15 protein-coding genes, 4 tRNA genes and 1 other RNA gene are annotated in these 21019 nt (G+C 71.2%); 11 read left to right on the top strand and 9 right to left on the bottom strand.

The features are described 5' to 3' along the window. The first annotated feature begins 222 nt into the window (after positions 1 to 222). Positions 223 to 450: a helix-turn-helix domain-containing protein gene (locus ACWD26_RS04540; protein WP_451266127.1), complete on the top strand. Its 228-nt coding sequence runs from the start codon at positions 223 to 225 to the stop codon at positions 448 to 450. Positions 451 to 527: 77 nt separating this feature from the next. Beyond that, positions 528 to 1814, top strand: coding sequence for a tyrosine-type recombinase/integrase (locus ACWD26_RS04535; protein ID WP_451266125.1), 1287 nt, complete (start codon positions 528 to 530; stop codon positions 1812 to 1814). Positions 1815 to 1876: 62 nt separating this feature from the next. Here the strand turns inward: ACWD26_RS04535 and ACWD26_RS04530 are convergent. Continuing rightward, positions 1877 to 1964: transfer RNA gene (locus tag ACWD26_RS04530), tRNA-Ser, on the bottom strand. A gap of 118 nt (positions 1965 to 2082) precedes the next feature. On the opposite strand from ACWD26_RS04530, the gene ffs reads away from it, so the two are divergent. The 6 genes from ffs (at position 2083) to ACWD26_RS04500 (ending at position 12436) form a co-directional block, all read left to right on the top strand. Then, positions 2083 to 2179: signal recognition particle sRNA small type (gene ffs, locus ACWD26_RS04525), an RNA gene on the top strand. 188 nt (positions 2180 to 2367) lie between these two features. After that, entirely contained in the window at positions 2368 to 4800 is a 2433-nt protein-coding gene (locus ACWD26_RS04520; protein ID WP_451266123.1) for a DNA polymerase III subunit gamma and tau, read from the top strand. Positions 4801 to 5126: 326 nt separating this feature from the next. Then, positions 5127 to 6380, top strand: coding sequence for a phosphoribosylamine--glycine ligase (gene purD / locus ACWD26_RS04515; protein WP_451266121.1), 1254 nt, complete (start codon positions 5127 to 5129; stop codon positions 6378 to 6380). A gap of 636 nt (positions 6381 to 7016) precedes the next feature. Continuing rightward, the gene (locus ACWD26_RS04510) at positions 7017 to 9518 is read left to right on the top strand and encodes a hypothetical protein (RefSeq protein ID WP_451266632.1); all 2502 of its coding nucleotides are present in this window, start codon (positions 7017 to 7019) and stop codon (positions 9516 to 9518) included. A 400-nt stretch (positions 9519 to 9918) separates the two neighbouring features. Then, entirely contained in the window at positions 9919 to 11427 is a 1509-nt protein-coding gene (locus ACWD26_RS04505) for a N,N-dimethylformamidase beta subunit family domain-containing protein (RefSeq protein ID WP_451266119.1), read from the top strand. 109 nt (positions 11428 to 11536) lie between these two features. Next, on the top strand, positions 11537 to 12436 hold the full coding sequence (locus tag ACWD26_RS04500; RefSeq protein ID WP_451266117.1) for a phosphoribosylaminoimidazolesuccinocarboxamide synthase: 900 nt from the start codon (positions 11537 to 11539) through the stop codon (positions 12434 to 12436). A gap of 59 nt (positions 12437 to 12495) precedes the next feature. On the opposite strand, the gene ACWD26_RS04495 is transcribed toward ACWD26_RS04500, so the two are convergent. The 8 genes from ACWD26_RS04495 to ACWD26_RS04460 form a co-directional block, all read right to left on the bottom strand. Beyond that, positions 12496 to 12568: transfer RNA gene (locus ACWD26_RS04495), tRNA-Gly, on the bottom strand. Between the two features lie 23 nt (positions 12569 to 12591). Next, positions 12592 to 13227 carry a response regulator gene (locus ACWD26_RS04490; protein ID WP_451266116.1) on the bottom strand — a complete coding sequence of 212 codons (636 nt, stop codon included), beginning with the start codon at positions 13225 to 13227 and terminating at the stop codon, positions 12592 to 12594. After that, positions 13224 to 14630, bottom strand: coding sequence for a sensor histidine kinase (locus ACWD26_RS04485; protein WP_451266114.1), 1407 nt, complete (start codon positions 14628 to 14630; stop codon positions 13224 to 13226). Before ACWD26_RS04485 ends, ACWD26_RS04490 begins: the two co-directional genes overlap by 4 nt. Positions 14631 to 14643: 13 nt before the next feature. After that, a complete protein-coding gene (locus ACWD26_RS04480; protein ID WP_451266112.1) occupies positions 14644 to 15468 on the bottom strand; it encodes an ABC transporter permease in 825 nt (274 codons plus the stop codon). Continuing rightward, complete coding sequence (locus ACWD26_RS04475) at positions 15465 to 16538, bottom strand: ABC transporter ATP-binding protein (protein WP_451266110.1); 1074 nt, start codon at positions 16536 to 16538, stop codon at positions 15465 to 15467. The genes ACWD26_RS04480 and ACWD26_RS04475 overlap by 4 nt, the downstream gene beginning before the upstream one ends. 131 nt (positions 16539 to 16669) lie before the next feature. Continuing rightward, positions 16670 to 16742 (bottom strand) — tRNA-Gly (locus tag ACWD26_RS04470). Between the two features lie 78 nt (positions 16743 to 16820). Then, a tRNA-Gly gene (locus ACWD26_RS04465) sits at positions 16821 to 16892 on the bottom strand. A 159-nt stretch (positions 16893 to 17051) separates the two neighbouring features. Continuing rightward, complete coding sequence (locus ACWD26_RS04460; protein WP_184892149.1) at positions 17052 to 17369, bottom strand: histone-like nucleoid-structuring protein Lsr2; 318 nt, start codon at positions 17367 to 17369, stop codon at positions 17052 to 17054. 341 nt (positions 17370 to 17710) lie between these two features. Between ACWD26_RS04460 and purS the strand changes: the two genes are divergently transcribed. The 3 genes from purS to purL are packed head-to-tail and all read left to right on the top strand — an operon-like array spanning position 17711 to position 20906. Further along, positions 17711 to 17974 (top strand): phosphoribosylformylglycinamidine synthase subunit PurS, encoded by a 264-nt coding sequence (gene purS, locus ACWD26_RS04455; protein WP_200306228.1) that lies wholly within the window; start codon positions 17711 to 17713, stop codon positions 17972 to 17974. Beyond that, complete coding sequence (purQ, locus tag ACWD26_RS04450; RefSeq protein WP_451266107.1) at positions 17971 to 18651, top strand: phosphoribosylformylglycinamidine synthase subunit PurQ; 681 nt, start codon at positions 17971 to 17973, stop codon at positions 18649 to 18651. Before purS ends, purQ begins: the two co-directional genes overlap by 4 nt. Then, on the top strand, positions 18648 to 20906 hold the full coding sequence (purL, locus tag ACWD26_RS04445) for a phosphoribosylformylglycinamidine synthase subunit PurL (RefSeq protein WP_451266105.1): 2259 nt from the start codon (positions 18648 to 18650) through the stop codon (positions 20904 to 20906). The genes purQ and purL overlap by 4 nt, the downstream gene beginning before the upstream one ends. The last annotated feature ends 113 nt before the right edge of the window (positions 20907 to 21019 follow it).

Below are 21019 nucleotides of genomic sequence, written 5' to 3'. Positions count from 1 at the left end.
AGAGACCCATTTCCTGTAGCGGCAACCATCCGATGTAGCGGCTATGGCCACACCCCCGCGTAGCGCCGTAGCCGCTACATCCCGCACGTCCGCTACACAAACACCCCCGCTGACCTGCGATGTAGCGGCGTAGCGGATGTAGCGGACTTCTGAGGACGGGCCAGAGCGCCCGTCCTTCCCTTGAACACCATCGCTGACTCGCATCAGTACGAGGAGTGAGTGTTGAACGAGATCACCACGCTGCCGACGCGCACCACCGATGACCCGACCCTCGTCCTGCTCACCGTTGAGGAGGCCGCCCGACGCCTCCGCATCGGACGCACGACGTGCTACGCGCTGATTCGGACCGGAGAACTGGAATCCGTCCCCGTCGGGCGCCTGCGCCGCATCCCGGTGGACGCTCCGGCGCGCTACGTCGCCCGTCTCCGCAGCGCTTGCCGCGCTGCCTGACGCAGCTTCTCAGCGGCGCTGCCCAGTCCGGGGCAGCGCCGCTCTCATTTGCCGACTCCGAGGACAGGAGCCCGCCTGTGGCAGAGAAAAAGAAGAAGGGCACCCGACGCGCCAACGGTGAATCCGCCATCTACTTCGGGGCGGACGGTCGTTGGCACGCGCGCGTGCCGATGGGCTACAAGGACAACGGGGACCCCTACCGCCGACACATCACGCGCAAGACGCGCGATGACCTGGTGGAAGAAGTCAAGAAGCTGGAGAAGCAGCGCGACGCGGGTTCGGCGAGTCAGCCCGGCAAGCCGTGGACGGTTGAGAAGTGGCTGTTGCACTGGGTTGAGAACATCGCCAAGCCGACCGTCAGCGAGAACACCTACGACGGCTACGAGGTCGCCGTTCGCGTCCACCTCGTGCCCGGTGTCGGCAAGCACCGCCTTGACCGCTTGCAGCCCGAGCACCTGGAAAGCCTGTACCGCCGCATGCAGGCGAACGGGGCGCGCAAGGCCGGTACCGCTCACCAAGCACACCGCACCGCCCGAACCGCCCTGGGGGAGGCCGTACGGCGCGGCTACGCGGCCAAGAACGCCGCCGCGTTGGCGAAGCCGCCACGGATGGAAGAGGACGAATCAGAGGTTGAGCCCTACTCCGTGGAAGAGGTTCAGTGCCTGTTACTCGAAGCCAACAAGCGCCGGAACAGCGCCCGCTGGATGCTGGCGCTGGCACTCGGACTGCGGCAGGGCGAGACGCTCGGACTGCGCTGGTCTGACGTCGACCTGGACAACGAGTACCTGAAGCTGCGCCGGAACCGTCTGCGCCCCCGGTACGAGCACGGGTGCCCGGAAGCCTCACCGTGCGGCCGGAAGGCGGGGTACTGCCCGGCCAAGGTGCAGGTGCGGCGTGAGACCAAGAACACCAAGTCCCGAGCGGGCCGCCGCGCCGTGCCCCTGCCGGGCCCCCTGGTCGCCATGCTCCGTGCACACGCCGAGACACAGGAGCGTGAGCGCAAGGCGGCCGGCGACCTGTGGACTGAGTCGGACTACGTGTTCACCAAGCCACTGGGTGGCCCTTTGAGCCCCAACACGGACTACCACGACTGGAAGCGGCTGCTCGAAGACGCGGGGGTTCGGAACGCCCGGCTGCACGACGCCCGGCACACGGCCGCCACCGTGCTCATGCTGCTCGGTGTCCCGGCCCGGGTCATTGATCAGATCATGGGGTGGGAGCCGGGCACCTCCGCGAGCATGCGGGCCCGGTACCTCCACGTGCCGGACACCATGCTCAAGGACGTCGCCCGGAAGATCGCCGAAGCCATCTGGGGAACCCCGGGAACACCTGTTGTGGACAAAAACCAGGACAACGAGGTCTGAGGACAACGTCGAAGGGCCCCACCTTGCGGTGGGGCCCTTCGACATCGTGCCCGGTGAGGCACTGGCGGAGGATACGAGATTCGAACTCGTGAGGGGTTGCCCCCAACACGCTTTCCAAGCGTGCGCCCTAGGCCTCTAGGCGAATCCTCCGCCAGGAACATTACATGACGGCGGAGGGTGCTTGCGAACTCGTTCGACGTCGGTGATCAAGGTGGGAGGGAGGGGCGGGGAGGCGGGTCGGCGGGCGCTGGGGATCGGGTAGGCTGGGGTCAGCCCCTCACGCGGCGCTATCTGACTGAACTCCCCCAGGGCCGGAAGGCAGCAAGGGTAGGTTGGCTCTGGCGGGTGCGTGAGGGGTCTTTGTCGTAAGGGGTCAGGTCTCTGTCTTCACAGGGCCCGCGCACGGAACCTCTTCCTGTTCATGCGCCTCGGCGTCGGCACCGCCGGCGTTCGCCTCGGTCCCGCCCGGTGAGGGACCTGTCCCGCGTGAGGGCTTCCGTTCTCGTCCGGCGGGCGGTCCGCGTTGTCAGTGGGCGCCTATAACCTCGTATGCGTGTCGTCTCTCGCGCTGTACCGCCGCTATCGCCCGGAGTCGTTCGCCGAGGTCATCGGGCAGGAGCATGTCACCGACCCGCTGCAGCAGGCGCTGCGGAACAACCGGGTCAATCACGCGTACCTGTTCAGCGGGCCGCGCGGGTGTGGCAAGACGACCAGCGCGCGGATTCTCGCCAGGTGCCTGAACTGTGAGCAGGGTCCCACGCCGACGCCGTGCGGGGAGTGCCAGTCCTGCCAGGACCTCGCGCGGAACGGCCCTGGTTCGATCGACGTCATCGAGATCGACGCGGCCTCGCACGGTGGTGTGGACGACGCCCGTGAGCTGCGCGAGAAGGCATTCTTCGGCCCCGCGAGCAGCCGGTACAAGATCTACATCATCGACGAGGCCCACATGGTCACGTCGGCCGGTTTCAACGCGCTGCTGAAGGTCGTCGAGGAGCCGCCGGAGCACCTCAAGTTCATCTTCGCGACCACCGAGCCCGAGAAGGTCATCGGGACGATCCGTTCGCGTACGCACCACTATCCGTTCCGGCTCGTGCCGCCCGGCACGCTGCGCGAGTACCTCGGCGAGGTCTGCGGCAAGGAGAAGATCCCGGTCGAGGAGGGCGTCCTGCCGCTGGTCGTGCGGGCCGGCGCCGGGTCCGTGCGTGACTCGATGTCCGTCATGGACCAGCTGCTCGCGGGCGCGACGGACGAGGGCGTGACGTACGCCATGGCGACGTCGCTGCTCGGTTATACGGACGGGTCGCTGCTCGACTCGGTCGTCGAGGCCTTCGCCGCGGGGGACGGGGCGGCCGCCTTCGAGGTCGTCGACCGGGTCATCGAGGGCGGCAACGATCCGCGGCGGTTCGTCGCCGACCTGCTGGAGCGGCTGCGGGACCTGGTGATCCTGGCCGCCGTCCCCGACGCGATCGACAAGGGCCTCATCGACGCCCCCGTCGAGGTCCTGGACCGTATGCGGGCCCAGGCCGGTGTCTTCGGCGCCGCCGAGCTCAGCCGCGCCGCCGACCTCGTCAACGAGGGCCTCACCGAGATGCGCGGCGCCAACTCCCCCCGTCTCCAGCTCGAACTGATCTGCGCCCGCGTACTCCTCCCCGCGACCTACGGCGACGAACGCTCCGTCATGGCCCGCCTGGACCGCCTGGAGCGAGGGGTGAACTTCTCCGGCGCGGGCGCCGGCCCTGCCATGGGATACGTCCCTGGACCCGAAGCGCACGGGGGGGCGGCCGCGCCCATGGGTATGGCCCCGCAGGCCCCGCAGGCCCCGCAGGCCCCGCAGGCCCCGCAGGCCCCGCCGGGGGGCGGGGCGGCGGCGGCCCGGGCTGCGGTTCGGGGCGCTGGCTCCGGCGCCGGGCCTGGTGCGCCGGGTGCTGGTGCTGCGCAGGGTCCTGGTGCCGGTCCGGGCTCGGACGCGTACGGTGCCGGGGGCGCCGTAGGGGGCCAGGCGGGACCGGGCGCGGGTGACCCCGGACGGGCTCCGGCTGCCCCTCATGAGGCCGCACCGACCGCCCCGGCCGCCGCGACCGGCGCTCCGGCGGCGCCCACCGCCCCCGCGAACGCCGACGCCAACTCGCCCGGCACCCCCGCCCCCGCCCCTGGCTCCTGGCCCACTCCGGCGACCGCAGGCAGTGGGCGTCGGCCCGGCGGATGGCCGACGGCCGCGCCCACCGGCGGTGGATCCGCACCCGGCCCGGCCGCGCCACCCCAGTCCGCCGCGCCCGCCCCCTCGGGCCCACCCGCCGCGTACGCCCCGCCCGGCTCCCCGGCGGCCCCCCAGTCCCCGGCCGCCTACAACCCGGCCCCCGCTGGACTCGACCCCCGCACGCTCTGGCCCAACATCCTGGAGACGGTGAAGAACCGCCGCCGCTTCACCTGGATCCTGCTCAGCCAGAACGCGCACGTGGCCGGATTCGACAGCACGACCCTGCAGATCGGCTTCGTCAACGCGGGCGCGCGGGACAACTTCGCGAGCAGCGGCAGCGAGGACGTACTGCGGGCGGCGCTGGCCGAGCAGTTCAACGTGCACTGGAAGATCGAGGCCGTCATCGACACCTCGGGCGGCTCGGCCCCTCCGCCGAGCGCCCCCGGCGGTTACGGCTCTCCCGCGCCGGCCTACGGCGGAGGTGGCGGGTACGGCGGTGGCGGCGTGGGCGGAGGTTACGGCGGTGGCTCCCCGGCCCCGGCGTCGCGACCCGCCGCGCCCCAGGCTCCGCCCCCGGCAGCCCGACCGGCACCCCCAGGACCGGCTACGCCCCAGCAGTCGGCCCCGCCCACCGCCCCCGCACCGCCCCCCGAGCCCTCGCCCGTCTCTCCCGAGGACGACACCCCCGAGGACGACGACCCCGACCTCGACGAATCCGCCCTCTCCGGCCACGAACTGATCGTCCGGGAACTGGGGGCGACGGTGGTCGAGGAGATCACGAACGAGTAGCGGGGGGTGAGGGGGAGAAGGGGGTTGCCGCAAGGCTCACGGCAGCGCCCCGGCTGCCGCGCCCCGGCTCGCTACGGCACCTTGCCGACCGGCCTCCACAGCACGTGGTGCCGGCTGCCGCGCCCCCGGCCGCTGCTGCGCCCTGTCGACGGAGCTCAAGGGCAGGCCCTTCGCCGCAACACTGCTGCCCGCCCCCGGATGGCTTCCAGGCACACCCACCCACTCGCTCCACCCCCTCACCCTTCGTACGATCCGACAAACCCTCGCCATCCCGCTTCTCGGAAGCCCGCACAAAGCCCCCCGCCGCCTCCGGTTAGGCTGGGCCCGTGAAGGTCCTCGTCATTGGTAGCGGTGCTCGTGAGCACGCGCTGTGCCGTTCGCTGTCCCTCGATCCCGCTGTCACCGCACTCCACTGCGCCCCCGGCAACGCGGGCATCGCGGAGGTCGCCGAGTTGCACTCGGTCGACGCGCTGGACGGCGACGCCGTGACCGCGCTGGCCACGCGGCTGGAGGCCGGCCTGGTGGTCGTCGGCCCGGAGGCCCCGCTAGTCGCGGGTGTCGCCGACGCCGTACGCGGCGCGGGCATCCCCGTGTTCGGCCCCTCCGGGGAGGCCGCGCAGCTGGAGGGCTCCAAGGCCTTCGCGAAGGAGGTCATGGCCGGGGCGGGCGTGCCCACCGCCCGGTCGTACGTCTGCACGACCCCCGAGGAGATCGACGAGGCACTGGACGCCTTCGGCGCGCCGTACGTCGTGAAGGACGACGGGCTCGCGGCCGGCAAGGGCGTCGTCGTGACGGCGGACCTCACCCAGGCCCGCGAGCACGCGCTCGCCTGCGGCCGGGTCGTCATCGAGGAGTTCCTCGACGGCCCCGAGGTCTCCCTCTTCGCGATCACCGACGGCGTGACCGTCCTCCCGCTCCAGCCCGCGCAGGACTTCAAGCGCGCCCTGGACGGCGACGAGGGCCCCAACACCGGCGGCATGGGCGCGTACTCGCCACTCCCGTGGGCCGACCCGAAGCTGGTCGACGAGGTACTGCAGACCGTGCTGCAGCCGACCGTCGACGAGATGCGCCGCCGGGGCACCCCGTTCTCCGGCCTGCTCTACGCGGGCCTGGCGATCACCAGCCGAGGCGTACGGGTGATCGAGTTCAACGCCCGGTTCGGCGACCCGGAGACGCAAGTCGTCCTCGCCCGCCTGCGGACCCCGCTGGGCGGTGTCCTGCTCGCCGCCGCGAACGGCACGCTCGCCGACCTCGAACCCCTCCGCTGGAGCGACGACGCGGCCGTCACCGTCGTCGTGGCCTCGCACAACTACCCCGGCACCCCGCGCACCGGCGACCCCATCACCGGTCTCGACGAGGTCGCCGCCGTGGACGCGCCGCACGCGTACGTGCTGCACGCCGGTACCAAGCGTGCCGGTGACGATATCGTCAGCGCCGGCGGTCGCGTCCTCTCCGTCACCGCCACCGGCAAGGACCTCACGCAGGCCCGCGACCGCGCGTACACGGCTGTCGCCCGCATCAACCTCGACGGCTCCCAGCACCGTGCGGACATCGCGGCGAAGGCGGCAGCCGAGGCGTGACGGCTTGACCGGCCCCGAACCGGTCGTGCCAACTCGCCGAGACCGTCCCGGGCCTGGTCGTCGCCAAAGCAGCCCCGCTCGCCCCTGAACCGGGGCTGGTCGTCGCCGGAACCAGCCCCGCTCGCCCTTCAGCCGGTCGTCGCCAAACCCGGCCCGACCGGCTGACGGCTGTCTCTCGAGGCGCGAGCGGTGGCCCGTCGTTCCGGCCGCGCAACCGTGACCTTCCGCGCCCCTCGACACCCTTCCGCGCGCATCCGTCCCTTTCGCGACATCCGCTTGCGAAGCGACCCCAACGGGTACGAACCCCAGGCCGCGGAATCCCTCGGAGACCCCCAGGAACCCCCTGGAGAATCCGTCGGAATCCGGGGCCCCATCCTTGCTCAGCGTCATCCACCTCTCCCCAAAGCCATTCCATCGAGTGAGCGATGGTCCATCCGGCTGACGGCGGCCGGGGCCCCAACTAGGGTGCGGCGCAAGTGTTCCGGCACTTGGCCCACCGGCATTGCGATGTCGGTGGTGGGTGCCACAGTGGGGGAGTGAGCAACGTCAGGGCAGTCGGTGGAGACCACGTGACGAGCAGTCGTCCCGGGGTCGCGCCGCACGGGACAACAGGGGGGACGTCGGGCCGTGACCGGTATGGCAGGTGGTGAGGAGGCGGGCGCGCAGGCCGCGCGCTCCCGGGCCCTCGCCGTGCTGCGCGTCCGCAGCAGGGCGCTGGCGGTGGCGGTGCTGCCCGCGGCCTTCGCCGTCGTCCTGCTGGTCGGCGGGTCCAGTGGTCATCTGACCGGTCGGGGCTGGTCCATGGTGGGCTGGGTGGTGTCCGGCCTCGCCGCGCTCGTGCTGCTCGCCGCCGCCGGCGTCGCGCTCGTCGTCGCCCGCGCCCGGCCCGCCGTGAGCCCCACGGTCTCGATCACCGAGGAGGCCGCGCCCGACCTCTACCGCCTGGTCCGGGACCTGGCCGACCGCCTCGACGTCCCGCCCCCCTCCGGGATAGCGCTCACCCCGGACTGCGACAGCTGGCTGGAGGACCGCACCCACCCGTCCCACAGCCCACCGACCCCCACACCCCATCGACCCGCCCCCTCCGCAGCCGATGCTGCCGGTGCCGCCGGCGACAGGACCGACGAGATGGCGGGCGCACGCGGACTCTCACCCGGCCTGCCGTCCGGTCTGCACTCCGGGCTGTCGTCCCCCCGGCGGCACCGTCCGCCCATCGCCCCCGTGCTCGTCATCGGCTCGCCGTTCCTGTGGTGGATGCGGGTCGGTGAGCTGCGGGCGGTCCTGGCACCGGTCGTCGCGGGTACGGGACCCTCGGCGCACCCGGACATAGCCGCGGCCCGCCGTTTCGTACGCGGGCTGGACGCCGCCGTGGCGGTCACCTCCGCACCGACGCGCGGTCCGCTCGTCCGGACCGTGCTGGCCGGTGTCGGCTGGGTGACCCGGCTGCTCCTGCGCGGCTGCCGGGGGCACGCGGCCGAGATGGAGCGCGGGGTCGCCGCCGCGGCGGCCGAGCGTGCACAGGCCGTGGATTACGGTCTGCGGATCGTCGCCCAGGAACAGGTCGGTCTGGCCTACGCGGGCTGGGACCGGCTCCTCACCCGGGTCGCGCTGCCCGCCTGGCGGATGGGCCGCTGGCCGTCCCGTCTGGACGCGGGTGTCGTCGCCGCGCTCACGGAGCTGTCCCGCCGTGACCGTCTCGCCGAGGGCTTCGCCTCCCGGCTCGGCGAGCGCCCCGCCTGCGACCTCCTCGAGGAGCCCGGCACGGTCGACGAGGCCGCGTCCCTCCTCGCCGCCCGCCTCTTCCACGGCGGCCCCGCCGAATCCGGCCCCGACTGGTCGCCGGTGGACTGGCACGAGTACCCGGACGAGGTCGTCGACCGCAAGTGGCGCACCGACGCGGCCCGACTCCACCGAGTCCTCGACACGCTGGGCGTCCGCCACACCCCGGACAGCACCCACACGGACCCCGCCGGCCCGGCCCCCGGCGGCCCCACCCTCTCCCGCGTACTGAACCACCTGACGACCCCACTACCGGCCCACGACCACGCCCTCGAAACGCCCGACGCCGGTGAGCGGTACACGGAGACGGCCGACGGGCATGAGCGGTACGCCGGGACGGCCGGCGGGCGTGAGCGGTACGCGGAGACGGCCGGCGAGCGTGAGCCGCACACAGAGACGGCCTATGGCGGTGAGCCGCACGCGGAGACGGCCGACGGCCGTGAGCCGCACACCGAGCCCACCGACCACCATGAGCCGCACGCCGAAACCGCCGCCACGCGCAAGCCGTATGTCGGAGCGGCCGACGACCGCGAGCCGACCTTCGAAGCCGCTCAGCACCACGAGCCGCACCCCGAAGCCGCTCAGCACCACGAGCCGCACCCCGAAGCCGCTCAGCACCACGAGCCGCACCCCGAAGCCGCTCAGCACCACGAGCCGCACCCCGAAGCCGCTCAGCACCACGAGCCGCACGCCGAAGCCGTTCACGGCTCCGGGCCGCACGCCGAAGCCGCTCACGGATGCGAACCGCACGCCGAAGCGTCCGACAACCCCGAGCCGGGCCTCCTCGCAGCCGCTCACGCACGCGACAGCGGCCGCGAGAGCGACCACGACCGCGACCCCGCCGCCGAACCGGACCGGCACCTCATATCCCGCAACGACGCCATATCCCGCAACGACGCCGTGGACGAGGAGCACGCGGGGGACGAGGACGAACCCGGCATCGCCAACGTCCGGTCCACCGCCCTCGCCGCCGCTCTGACCGCCGAGCTGGCGCGGGAGGAGGCGGCGGCCCCGGCTGCCGCAGCCACCGCACCCGGTGGAGCCGAAGCGTCAGGCCCGGACCGGGCCCTGTGGGACGACGGTCTGCTGCCGCTGTTCCCCATGCAGCCGCCCAGAACGGGTCGCGATCTGCTGGCGGAGCACGTCACCGCGATGGTCTGCTGCGCGGCGATGGACACGGCGGGCGCCACCCCGGGCCTCGACTGGCTGGACGGCCCTTCCCTCCTCGTCGACGGCGAACGGGCCGCCGACCTCACCCCCCGGGTCCTCACCCTCGTGGAGGACGGCGACCCCGCCCCCCTCCGCGACTGGCTCCGCCGCCTCGGCGTCCGCCCGGAGAAACCGGTCCGCCTGGTCTGAGCGCCACCCCGCCGACCAGCCCCGCGCCCCGCCCCACCCCACGCGTGACCCCCCACACCAATCACCCACGCACGCCCCTATCACCACCCACAACACGACCACCCCCCAACACGACCACCCCCCACAACACGACCACCCCCCACAACACGACCACCCCCCAACACGACCGCCCACCCACAACACGACCACCCACGACCGCCGAACAAACCAAGCCCCCGACCCCGAGCCCACGCCCCCAGCCCCACCCGCCCCCAACTCCCCACCCGGAGCCACCCCTTCCACTCTCGTCAATTCGCGACGAACGGTGACGAAGCGCGTGCGTAATGTGATGTGCTGGGACCGATCGCGTACGCAGCAAGGGCTTGCGACAGCTCACGGGGGACGAGGGAGGGGAGAACTCATGGGCTCGGAGCACCACATCCGCCGTTGGGAATCGGGCGCACTGGCCCACGCCGTGACGGACCCCTTCGGCCAGGGCCCCGTCCCCTGGCTACGGGGCACGGTGACGTACTTCGACGACACGGGCCGAGTGGTCCCCTGGTACGTGGACCCGGGCCCACCCGAGGCCGGCGCACCGGCCAAGGGCGGCGGCGCCCGCGTCCCCGCCCCGCGCACCCCACCGGGCCCGCGCTCGGCCGACGACGTGCACCGGCAGATCAAGGGGTTCACGGCAACCGGCGTGGCCGCGCCCGGCGAGTCCATCGACTTCCACATCACCGTGGACCCGCCCCAGGAATTCGCCGTCGACATCTACCGCATCGGCCACTACAGCGGCGACGGCGCGGCGAAGATCACCACCAGCCCGCGCCTCTCCGGCATCGTCCAGCCACCGCCGCTGACCGCCGACCGCACGGTCTCCTGCCACCACTGGTGGCTCTCCTGGCGGCTGCAGATCCCGAGCTACTGGAACATCGGCGCCTACGTGGCGGTCCTGACGACCGCCGACGGCTACCGCTCCCACGTGCCGTTCACCATCCGGGACGACCGCCAGGCCGACCTGCTGCTCCTGCTCCCGGACATCACCTGGCAGGCGTACAACCTGTATCCGGAGGACGGCCGCACGGGCGCCAGCTTCTACCACGCCTGGGACGAGGACGGCCGGCTGCTCGGCGAGTCCGACGCCGCGACGACCGTCTCCTTCGACCGCCCGTACGCGGGCGCCGGCCTCCCCCTGCACGTCGGCCACGCCTACGACTTCATCCGCTGGGCCGAGCGGTACGGCTATGACCTCGCGTACGCCGACGCCCGCGACCTGCACTCCGGCCGCGTCGACCCCACCCGCTACCGGGGGCTCGTCTTCCCGGGCCACGACGAGTACTGGTCGCCGCAGATGCGCCGCACCACCGAGCTCGCCCGCGACGGCGGCACCTCACTCGTCTTCCTCTCCTCCAACACCATGTACTGGCAGGTGGAGCTGGGCCCGTCCCCGTCCGGAGTCCCCGACCGCCTCCTCACCTGCCGAAAACGCCGGGGCCCCGGCAAACCCGTACTGTGGCGCGAAATCGACCGCCCCGAGCAGCAGTTGATGGGCATCCAGTACGAGGGCCGGGTCCCCGAACCCCATCCCCTGGTCGTGCGCAACGCCGACCACTGGCTCTGGGACGCGACCGGCGCCCAGGAGAACGACGAACTGGCGGGCATGGTCGCGGGCGAGGCCGACCGCTACTTCCCCCGCACCCCGCTCCCCGAGCACCAGGGCCGCATCCTCCTCGCCCACTCCCCGTACCGGGACAGCGCCGACATCGTCCGCCACCAGGAGACCTCCCTCTACCGTGCGCCCTCCGGAGCCTGGGTCTTCGCATCCGGGACGTTCGCTTGGTCCCCGGCACTGGACCGCCCGGGCCACGTGGACACCCGTGTTCAGCGAGCCACCGCCAATCTCCTGGACCGCATCTGCAAACGTGACTGAATCCCGTACCGAGTCCCGTGCCGACTCTCGGCGGGGCAACCCCTGGGCGAGATCGGTTGCCCCCGTACGGGAGAATCGAGCCACTTGGACATCACCACGGGGAGGAACCGTGTCCGGATTCGTAGAAAAGCCCGAGCCGATCCAGGTTCCGGGCCTGGTGCACCTGCACACCGGCAAGGTGCGCGAGCTGTACCAGAACGAGGCGGGCGACCTCGTGATGGTCGCCAGCGACCGAACGTCCGCGTTCGACTGGGTGCTGCCGACGGAGATCCCCGACAAGGGGCGCGTCCTCACGCAGCTGTCCCTCTGGTGGTTCGACCAGCTCGTCGACCTGGTCCCGAACCACGTGCTGAGCACCGAACTCCCACCGGGTGCCCCCGCCGACTGGGCGGGCCGCACCCTGGTCTGCAAGTCGCTGCGGATGGTCCCGGTGGAGGCCGTGGCCCGCGGCTACCTCACCGGCTCGGGCCTGCTGGAGTACAACGACTCCCGTACGGTCTGCGGCCTCGCCCTCCCCGAGGGCCTGGTCGACGGCTCGGAGCTGCCCGCGCCGATCTTCACCCCGGCCACCAAGGCCGCCGTCGGCGAGCACGACGAGAACGTGTCGTACGAGGAGGTCGCCCGCCAGGTCGGCGCGGAGACCGCCGCCCAGCTGCGCCAGACGACCCTCGCCGTGTACAGTCGCGCCCGCGACATCGCCCGTGACCGGGGGATCATCCTGGCGGACACCAAGTTCGAGTTCGGCTACGAGGACGACACCCTCGTCCTCGCCGACGAGGTTCTCACCCCGGACTCCTCCCGCTTCTGGCCGGCCGACCAGTGGGAGCCGGGCCACGCCCAGCCGTCCTTCGACAAGCAGTTCGTCCGCGACTGGCTGACCTCGGGGGCCTCCGGCTGGGACCGCAAGAGCGAGCAGCCTCCGCCGCCGCTGCCGGAGGAGATCGTCGCAGCGACCCGCGCCAAGTACGTGGAGGCGTACGAGCGTCTGACCGGTACGCGCTGGAGCTAGACAGACAGCTGCACAGACGAAGAAGGCCCCGGTCCAGTGGACCGGGGCCTTCTTTCACGAGCGGACGACCAGGTTCGAACTGGCGACCTCAACCTTGGCAAGGTTGCGCTCTACCAACTGAGCTACGTCCGCGCTGCGCCGTGGCGCGAGGCCTACTATACCCAACCTCGCTCCCGTGCGAGCCGCACCGCCGCGTGCCGGTTCTCCACACCGAGCTTGGACACGGCCGAGGAGAGGTAGTTCCGGACAGTTCCCTGGGACAGCGCGGCCCGCTCGGCGATCTCCGCGACGGGCGCCCCGTCGGCGGCGAACTCCAGCACCTCGGCCTCTCGCGCGGTCAGCGGCGAGTCCCCGGAGGAGATCGCGTCGGCCGCCAACTCCGGGTCCACATAACGGCTCCCGGCGTGCACGGTGCGGATGATCTCCGCGAGCCGCTGAGCGCTGACGGTCTTGGGGACGAACCCGCGCACACCCGCCTCAAGCGCCCGCTTCAGATGTCCGGGCCGTCCATGACCGGTGACGATCAGCACCCGGCAGCCGGGCAGTTCGGTCCGCAGCGATGTGGCGACTCTCACACCGTCCGCTCCCGGCATCTGCAGGTCCAGCACGGCCACGTCCGGCTCGTGGGCCAGCGCCATCGCCAGCGCCTCCGGCCCGCTCGCCGCCTCCGCGACCACGACCAGGTCGTCCTCCAGCGCCAGCAAAGCGGCCAGCGCCCCCCGGATCAGATGCTCGTCATCGGCGAGCAACAGCCGCACGGGCCGCGCCACCACTTCCGGTACGCCGGTCATGAGGCGCCCCCTCGCACAACCGCCGAACCAACCGCAGCCGCCGCACCCCTCGAAGCGGAGCCCGGACCCGAGTCCGATGCGGAAGTCACGCTCGCCCCCGCTCCCCGCTCCGCCCCGGACCCCGATCCCCGCGATTCCCCCGACCTCAGCGGCACCCGAGCCACCACCCGGAACGCATCCCCGCCCACCGGCCCCGCCTCCAGCGTCCCGTCCACGACAGCCAACCGCTCCCGCAGCCCAGCGAGCCCGGAACCGGCGCCGACGGAACGCTTCGCGCGCTCGCCCGCCTCGATGCCCTCGTTCCCCACCGAACCCTCCCCGTCCCCGTCCCCGACGGCCCGTAGCCCGTCGTTCTCCACGGTCAGCACCACTTGCCCCTCCGCCACCCTCAACGCCACCGCGCACTGCCCGGCGTTCCCGTGCCGCAGCACGTTCGTCGTCGCTTCCCGTACCACCCAGGCGAGCGCGGACTGCACCTCGCCGGGCAACCCGGCGGCGTCCGCCCCCGCGACCGAGCAGCCGATGCCCGCCGCCTCCAACACGCCCTGCGCGCCGGAGAGTTCGATCCCGAGGTCGGCCTCGCGGTACCCCCGCACGACCTCCCGCACCTCGCGCTGCGACTCCTGCGCGATCCGCTGGACCTCGATCATCTGCTCGACGGCCTCGGGCCGTTCCCGGCGGGCCAGCTGGACGGCCAGTTCGCTCTTCAGGGCAATGACCGCGAGGTTGCGGCCGATCACGTCGTGCAGGTCGCGCCCGAACCGGAGCCGTTCCTCGGCGACGGCGAGGCGGGCACGGGTCTCTCGGGCGTCGTCGAGTTCGTAGACGGCCCTGAGGAGCCAGACCGAGAAGACGGAGGTGAAGGCGAAGAACGAGGTGCCGAACAGCACCAGGACCGACGCGGCCAGGGCGTCGGCCGCGGCCGAGCCCAGGGCGAGGGCCAGTGCTCCGGAGCCGCCCGCGAAGCCCGCGATCAGATAGAGCACGCGTCGCCGCCTGCGGATGCCGAGCGCGATGAGGCCGAGGCCGAACATCAGCACCCCGCCGAACATCGAGCCCAACACGGTGGACGTGGCGTCGTCGTTCTCACGGTCGGCGAGAGCGAACGCGACGGCGCCGAGCAGCACGCTGACCACGCCGAGCGCCCACATCAGCCGCAGGGGCTGCTCGCGGGTGCCCCGCACCCAGTCGAGCGCCCGCGCCCCGGTCGCCGCGCCGAGCGCCGCGTGCGCGCACACCAGGACGAACAGCCAGCCCAAGTGCGACATCGGTACCTTGCTGAGGAACGGCAGCCCGAACGCGAGTATCTCGATCACCGCGAACGAGTGGAACGACCACCGCGTATACGTCTCCACCTTCGCCGGCGTGGTCTTCCCCCGCCACCAGGCCCCCGGCCCCCGCATGGCCCAACTCCCCTCATCGGCGCGGTTCCCAGCGGAACCACCGCCGTACAGCAAACACCGCGAGGACGGTCCAGGCCAGCGCGGTGGCTACGGCGCCCAGGGCGTCGTACGCGGACAGGTCGCCGGTCCAGCCGCCGCGCACAAGCGTGATGACGGGGCTGAGCGGCAGCAGTTCGCAGACGGACGCCACGCGGTCCGGCAGCACTTCGAGCGGCACGGTGACGCCCGACCCGAGCAGTGACACGAACATCACCGGCAGGCTCGTCACCTGGGCACTCTCGGCGGTGCGGCTGAAGCTCGCGGTGACCGCCGCCAGCGCCACGCACATGACGACGCCCAGCAGCACGCCCAGCACGGCCAGATGGACCGCGGGCGGCGCCCCGACGTCGAGCAGGACCGTGCAGCCGATCGCCACGAGCACGCACTGCGCGAGCCCGATGCCGACGGCCGGCAGCGACGCCCCGACCAGGATCTCCGGGTCGCGCAGCTCACCGGTCCGCAGCCGCTTCAGGACGAGTTCCTCACGGCGTACGACATAGACGTTGGTCAGGGCGGCGTAGATCGCGAAGAGCAGCGAAAAGCCGATGGCGGCGGGGAGGAGGACGGTCCCGACGCTCAGCCCGGCCTTCTCCAGGTCCATCTCGTCCGTGGCCGACCGCACACTGAGCGGCAGCAGCAACGGCACGAGCACCGCCGTGATCAGCGTGGCCCGGCTGCGCCCCAGCAGCGTCAGCTCGGCGCGGGCGAGGGCGGTCATCCGGCCCCTGAGGGTCGTCGTCCCGGCCGTGACGACCGGCGCCACGCCCGTCCCCTCCGCCGTACCCATGGTCGTGCTCATGCCACCACCCCGCCCTTGCGTGATCCTGCGCCCGTACGGGAATCCGATCCCGTACGCGATCCCGTACCCGAATCCGATCCTGTGCCTGTACGGGATTCCGATCCCCCACGCGCCGCCTCCGCCGTCTCCCGAGCGATCCGCAGGAACGCCTCCTCCAGGGAGGCCGACCGGACCTCCAGCCGCGCCAGCTCGACCCGCGCCCGCTCGGCCCAGAGCAGCAGCCCGGTGGCCGCCCGCTGGAGTTCCTTCGTGCGCAGCACCACCACGCGGCCGTTCTCCTCGTGCCCGGTGACGCCCAGTTCGCCGAGCGGCGGCAGGTCGCCGAGGAAGTACCCGGCGGGCAGTTCGAAGGAGATGCGGGACGGCTGGGAGGCGGTGACCTCGGCCGGGGTGCCGGTCGCGGCGACGCTGCCCTCGTGGAGGATGGCGAGCCGGTCGGCGAGGTCCTCCGCCTCCTCCAGGTAGTGCGTGGTGAGCAGCACGGTCGTACCCCCGTCGCGCAGCTCCCGCACCAGCTCCCAGGTGTCCTGGCGCCCCTCCGCGTCGAGCCCGGTCGTCGGCTCGTCGAGAAACAGGACCTCGGGGCGCCCGAGGAGCGCGAGCGCCAGGTCGAGGCGCCGCTTCTCACCCCCGGACAGCTGCTTGACCCGTACGCCGGCCCGTCGCCCGAGGCCGACGATCTCCAGCGCCTCCCCGACGGGCCGCGCCCCGCTGGTGCAGCCGCCCCACATCCGTACCGTCTCCGCGACGGTCAGCTCGGAGGGGAAGCCGCCCTCCTGCAGCATCACGCCGATGCGGGGGCGTACGGCCGCGCGCTCCCCGTAGGGGTCGTGTCCGAGGACGCGCACCCGGCCGCCGGACGGCGGTGCGAGCCCTTCCAGCAGTTCGACCGTGGATGTCTTGCCCGCGCCGTTGGTGCCCAGGAGCGCGAAGAGTTCTCCCCGGCCGACGGAGAAGGTGATCCCCCGTACGGCCTCGAAACCGCCCCCGTACACGCGCCGCAGGTCGGTGACCTCGATCACGTTCTCGTGATCGTGGGTGCTCACGCCCTTGTGCCCGTTCGTTTTCATGTCTTCAGCGTCTCGGCGGTACGGGCCGTGCGGGAGTGTGCGGTGTCATCACTCGGCATGACAAATGTCAGACACGGGAGGCACGCACACGAAGAAGACCCCGGTCCAGTGGACCGGGGTCTTCATTCAAGAGCGGACGACGAGGCTCGAACTCGCGACCTCAACCTTGGCAAGGTTGCGCTCTACCAACTGAGCTACGTCCGCATTGCCTCCGACCGGCTCCCACCGATCGGCGCGTTGACCACTTTACCTGATCCACAAGAGTGGTTGGTAAGCGATCAGAGCGGGTGACAGGAATTGCACACTGCGCCTTCCCCCTGGAAGGGGGATGTTCTACTACTGAACTACACCCGCGTGACTCCGGTGAGCCGGGCCTTTCGGCCTTGCCCCTCGGCGTGCTCCAGACTCTAGCTGATCCGCCGGGGTGCAACGCAAGTCGGTTGTCCCAGGGGGCCAAGTGAGCCGCCCCCAGGGATCGCTGACGAACCCTGAGGACGGCCGACCGGGACGCGCCTACTGCGCCTCGGCGAACGCCTCGTAGACCTTCTTGGGGATCCGCCCGCGCGCGGGGACCTCCAGCTTGTTGGCCTGGGCCCAGGCGCGGACGGCCGCCGGGTCTGGAGCGACCTGGGTCTGCTTGTACGCCTTGCCGGACCTCGACCGCTTGCGGCCGGCCTCCACGTAGGGCGCGAGCGCCTTACGCAGTTTCTTGGCATTGGCTTCGTTCAGGTCGATCTCGTACGACTTGCCGTCGAGTCCGAAGGCGATCGTCTCCGCCGCTTCCGAGCCGTCGATGTCGTCGGAGAGAGTGACCACGACACGCTGCGCCACGAATATCGGTCCCTTCGTGCGACATCTCTCCGTTGACGTGCCCTGACGTCAGGAAGATGTCGGCTGTCCGGCTGTTATTTGGGCAAAGTATCGGCTATTGCCAATTCATTTGTACAGTGCCCGTCATTGCATTGTGAAGACAGACTTAATCCGTCCGCGTGTCCCTCGCGCAATAGGGATCCGGGATCTTTCCCGGATCTTTTCGTGAGGGTGATCAACCGATACCGCACCGTGACCGCCGTCACCTGCATTTCCTGTAGATTCCTACGAATCTACTCGCGTAGAAATTTTGTGCGGGTAGTCTGAAGGAACCTGCTCAGCACCACACACCGGGAGTGCCAGTGGCACGCGTCGTAGTCGACGTCATGCTCAAGCCGGAGATCCTCGACCCCCAGGGCCAGGCGGTGCAGCGCGCGCTGCCGCGCCTCGGTTTCGAGGGTGTCTCCGACGTACGTCAGGGAAAGCGATTCGAACTGGAAGTTGACGGTCCGGTGGACGACGCCGCGCTCGCCCGCATCCATGAACTGGCGGAATCCTTCCTCGCCAACACCGTGATCGAGGACTTCACCGTCAAGGTGGAGGAAGTCGCGGAGGCGGCGAAGTGACCGCACGTATTGGCGTCGTCACTTTTCCCGGCAGCCTCGACGACCGGGACACTCAGCGTGCGATCAGGCTGGCCGGCGCCGAACCGGTCGCGCTCTGGCACAAGGACAAGGACCTCCACCAGGTCGACGCCGTGGTGCTGTGCGGTGGTTTCTCCTACGGCGACTATCTGCGGGCCGGCGCCATCGCGCGTTTCTCGCCGGTGATGGAGACGGTCATCGAGCAGGCGAAGGCCGGACTGCCGGTCCTCGGCATCTGCAACGGCTTCCAGATCCTCACCGAGGCCCACCTCCTCCCGGGCGGGATGCTCGGCAACGACCACCTCCACTTCATCTGCCGCGACCAGAAGCTGCGGGTGGAGAACGCGGAGACCGCCTGGACCGCCGACTACGAGTCCGGCCAGGAGATCCACATCCCGCTGAAGAACATGGACGGCCGCTACGTCGCCGACCGGTACACGCTGGACAAGCTGGAGGCGGAGGGCCGCGTCGCCTTCCGGTACCTCGACTTCAACCCCAACGGCTCGCTCAACGACATCGCCGGCATCACCAATGAGGCGGGCAACGTCGTCGGTCTGATGCCGCACCCGGAGCACGCCGTGGAGCCGCTCATCGGCACCGGCCGCACCGACGGCCTCCCCTTCTTCACCTCGATCCTCAAGAAGCTGGTCAACGCATGAGCCGGACGCCTCTGGACACGGTCGAGCACGCGGCCGCGACCCCCGACGTCGAGCTGCCCTGGGCCGAACTGGGCCTGAAGAAGGACGAGTACGAGCGGGTCGTCGAGATCCTCGGCCGCCGGCCCACCGGTGCCGAGCTCGCCATGTACTCCGTCATGTGGTCCGAGCACTGCTCGTACAAGTCCTCGAAGGTCCACCTCCGCCAGTTCGGCGAGAAGGCCCCGCAGTCCGACGCGCTGCTCGTCGGCATCGGCGAGAACGCCGGTGTCGTGGACGTCGGCCAGGGCTACGCGGTCACCTTCAAGGTCGAGTCGCACAACCACCCCTCGTACGTCGAGCCCTACCAGGGCGCGGCCACCGGTGTCGGCGGCATCGTCCGCGACATCATCGCGATGGGTGCCCGCCCGGTCGCCGTCGTGGACCCGCTGCGCTTCGGCGCCGCCGACCACCCCGACACCAAGCGCGTCCTCCCGGGCGTCGTCGCCGGCATCGGCGGCTACGGCAACTGTCTGGGCCTGCCCAACATCGGCGGCGAGGTCGTCTTCGACTCCTGCTACCAGGGCAACCCGCTGGTCAACGCCGGTGCCATCGGTGTCATGCGGCACGAGGACATCCACCTCGCCAAGGCGTCCGGCGCCGGCAACAAGGTCATCCTCTACGGGGCCCGCACGGGCGGCGACGGCATCGGCGGCGCCTCGATCCTCGCGAGCGAGACCTTCGACGACGCCAAGCCGTCGAAGCGCCCCGCCGTCCAGGTCGGCGACCCCTTCCAGGAGAAGCTCCTCATCGAGTGCACCCTGGAGGCCTTCAAGGAGAAGCTGGTCGTCGGCATCCAGGACCTCGGCGCGGCCGGCCTGTCCTGCGCCACCTCCGAGCTCGCCTCGAACGGCTCCGGCGGCATGCGCGTCACCCTGGACGACGTACCGCTGCGCGACTCCACGCTCTCTCCCGAGGAAATCCTCATGAGCGAGTCGCAGGAACGCATGTGCGCGGTCGTGGAGCCGGAGAAGGTCGACCGGTTCCTGGAGATCTGCGACAAGTGGGACGTCATCGCCACGGTGATCGGTGAGGTGACCGACGGCGACCGCCTCGAGATCTTCTGGCACGGCGGCAAGATCGTCGACGTTGACCCGCGCACGGTCGCGCACGACGGCCCCGTCTACGAGCGCCCGTACGCCCGCCCCGAGTGGCAGGACGCGCTCCAGGCGGACGACGCGAACAAGCTGCCGCGCCCGGCGACGAGCGAGGAGCTGCGCGAGCAGGTCCTGAAGCTGGTGGCGTCCCCGAACCAGGCGTCCAAGCAGTGGATCACCTCGCAGTACGACCACTTCGTGCAGGGCAACACGGTGCTGGCCCAGCCCGAGGACTCGGGCATGATCCGCGTCGACGAATCGACCGGCCTGGGCGTCGCCATCGCGACGGACGGCAACGGCCGCTACGCCAAGCTGGACCCGTACCACGGCGCCCAGCTGGCCCTGGCGGAGGCGTACCGCAACGTCGCCACCACCGGCGCCAAGCCCCTCGCCGTCTCCGACTGCCTGAACTTCGGCTCCCCCGAGGACCCGGCGGTCATGTGGCAGTTCGCCGAGGCCGTACGCGGCCTCGCGGACGCCTGCCAGCAGCTGGGCACCCCGGTGACCGGCGGCAACGTCTCGCTCTACAACCAGACGGGCGAGGTGGCCATCCACCCCACCCCGGTGGTCGCGGTCCTCGGCGTCATCGACGACGTGGCCCGGCGCACGCCGGTCGCCTTCCAGGAGGAGGGGCAGCTGCTCTACCTCCTCGGTGACACCCGTGAGGAGTTCGGCGGCTCGGCCTGGTCCCAGGTCGTCCACGACCACCTCGGCGGTCTGCCCCCGCAGGTCGACCTGGAGCGCGAGCGCCTGCTGGCCGAGATCCTGATCTCCGCCTCCCGCGACGGCATGATCGACTCCGCGCACGACCTGTCCGACGGCGGTCTGATCCAGGCGGTCGTGGAGTCGGCTCTGCTCGGCGGCAAGGGCGCGCGACTGATCGTCCCGGACGGCCTGGACGCGTTCACCTTCCTGCTGTCGGAGTCGGCGGGGCGTGCGGTCGTCGCCGTCCCGCGCTCCGAGGAGGTCCGCTTCAACGACATGTGCGGCGCGAGGGGCCTGCCGGCCACGCGTATCGGTGTCGTCGACGGTGACTCGGTGGACGTCCAGGGCGAGTTCGCCCTCACGCTGGCCGAGCTGCGGACTGCCCACGAGGGGACGATCCCGGCTCTGCTGGCGTAAGTGGCGTAAGTGGCGTGAGTCCTCTTCGCGTACGGCACTTCGGCCCCGCCTGTCACGACGGGCGGGGCCGACGTCATGTGTGGCGGTCCTGTAGGGACCGGGATCCCGTGCCC

The organism is Streptomyces sp. NPDC002787 (assembly GCF_053592095.1).
The sequence above is the reverse complement of the archived record's forward strand: the minus strand, read 5'-3'. Positions and strand labels throughout refer to the sequence as shown.

What these genes read in the sequence shown, in the direction of transcription:
- ACWD26_RS04510 (WP_451266632.1), top strand. Translation starts at nt 7,017, where the DNA reads ATGGCAGGTGGTGAGGAGGCGGGCGCGCAGGCCGCGCGCTCCCGGGCC.
- ACWD26_RS04505 (WP_451266119.1), top strand. Translation starts at nt 9,919, where the DNA reads ATGGGCTCGGAGCACCACATCCGCCGTTGGGAATCGGGCGCACTGGCC.
- ACWD26_RS04490 (WP_451266116.1), bottom strand. Translation starts at nt 13,227, where the DNA reads ATGACCGGCGTACCGGAAGTGGTGGCGCGGCCCGTGCGGCTGTTGCTC.
- ACWD26_RS04485 (WP_451266114.1), bottom strand. Translation starts at nt 14,630, where the DNA reads ATGCGGGGGCCGGGGGCCTGGTGGCGGGGGAAGACCACGCCGGCGAAG.
- ACWD26_RS04480 (WP_451266112.1), bottom strand. Translation starts at nt 15,468, where the DNA reads ATGAGCACGACCATGGGTACGGCGGAGGGGACGGGCGTGGCGCCGGTC.
- ACWD26_RS04475 (WP_451266110.1), bottom strand. Translation starts at nt 16,538, where the DNA reads ATGAAAACGAACGGGCACAAGGGCGTGAGCACCCACGATCACGAGAAC.
- purL (WP_451266105.1), top strand. Translation starts at nt 18,648, where the DNA reads ATGAGCCGGACGCCTCTGGACACGGTCGAGCACGCGGCCGCGACCCCC.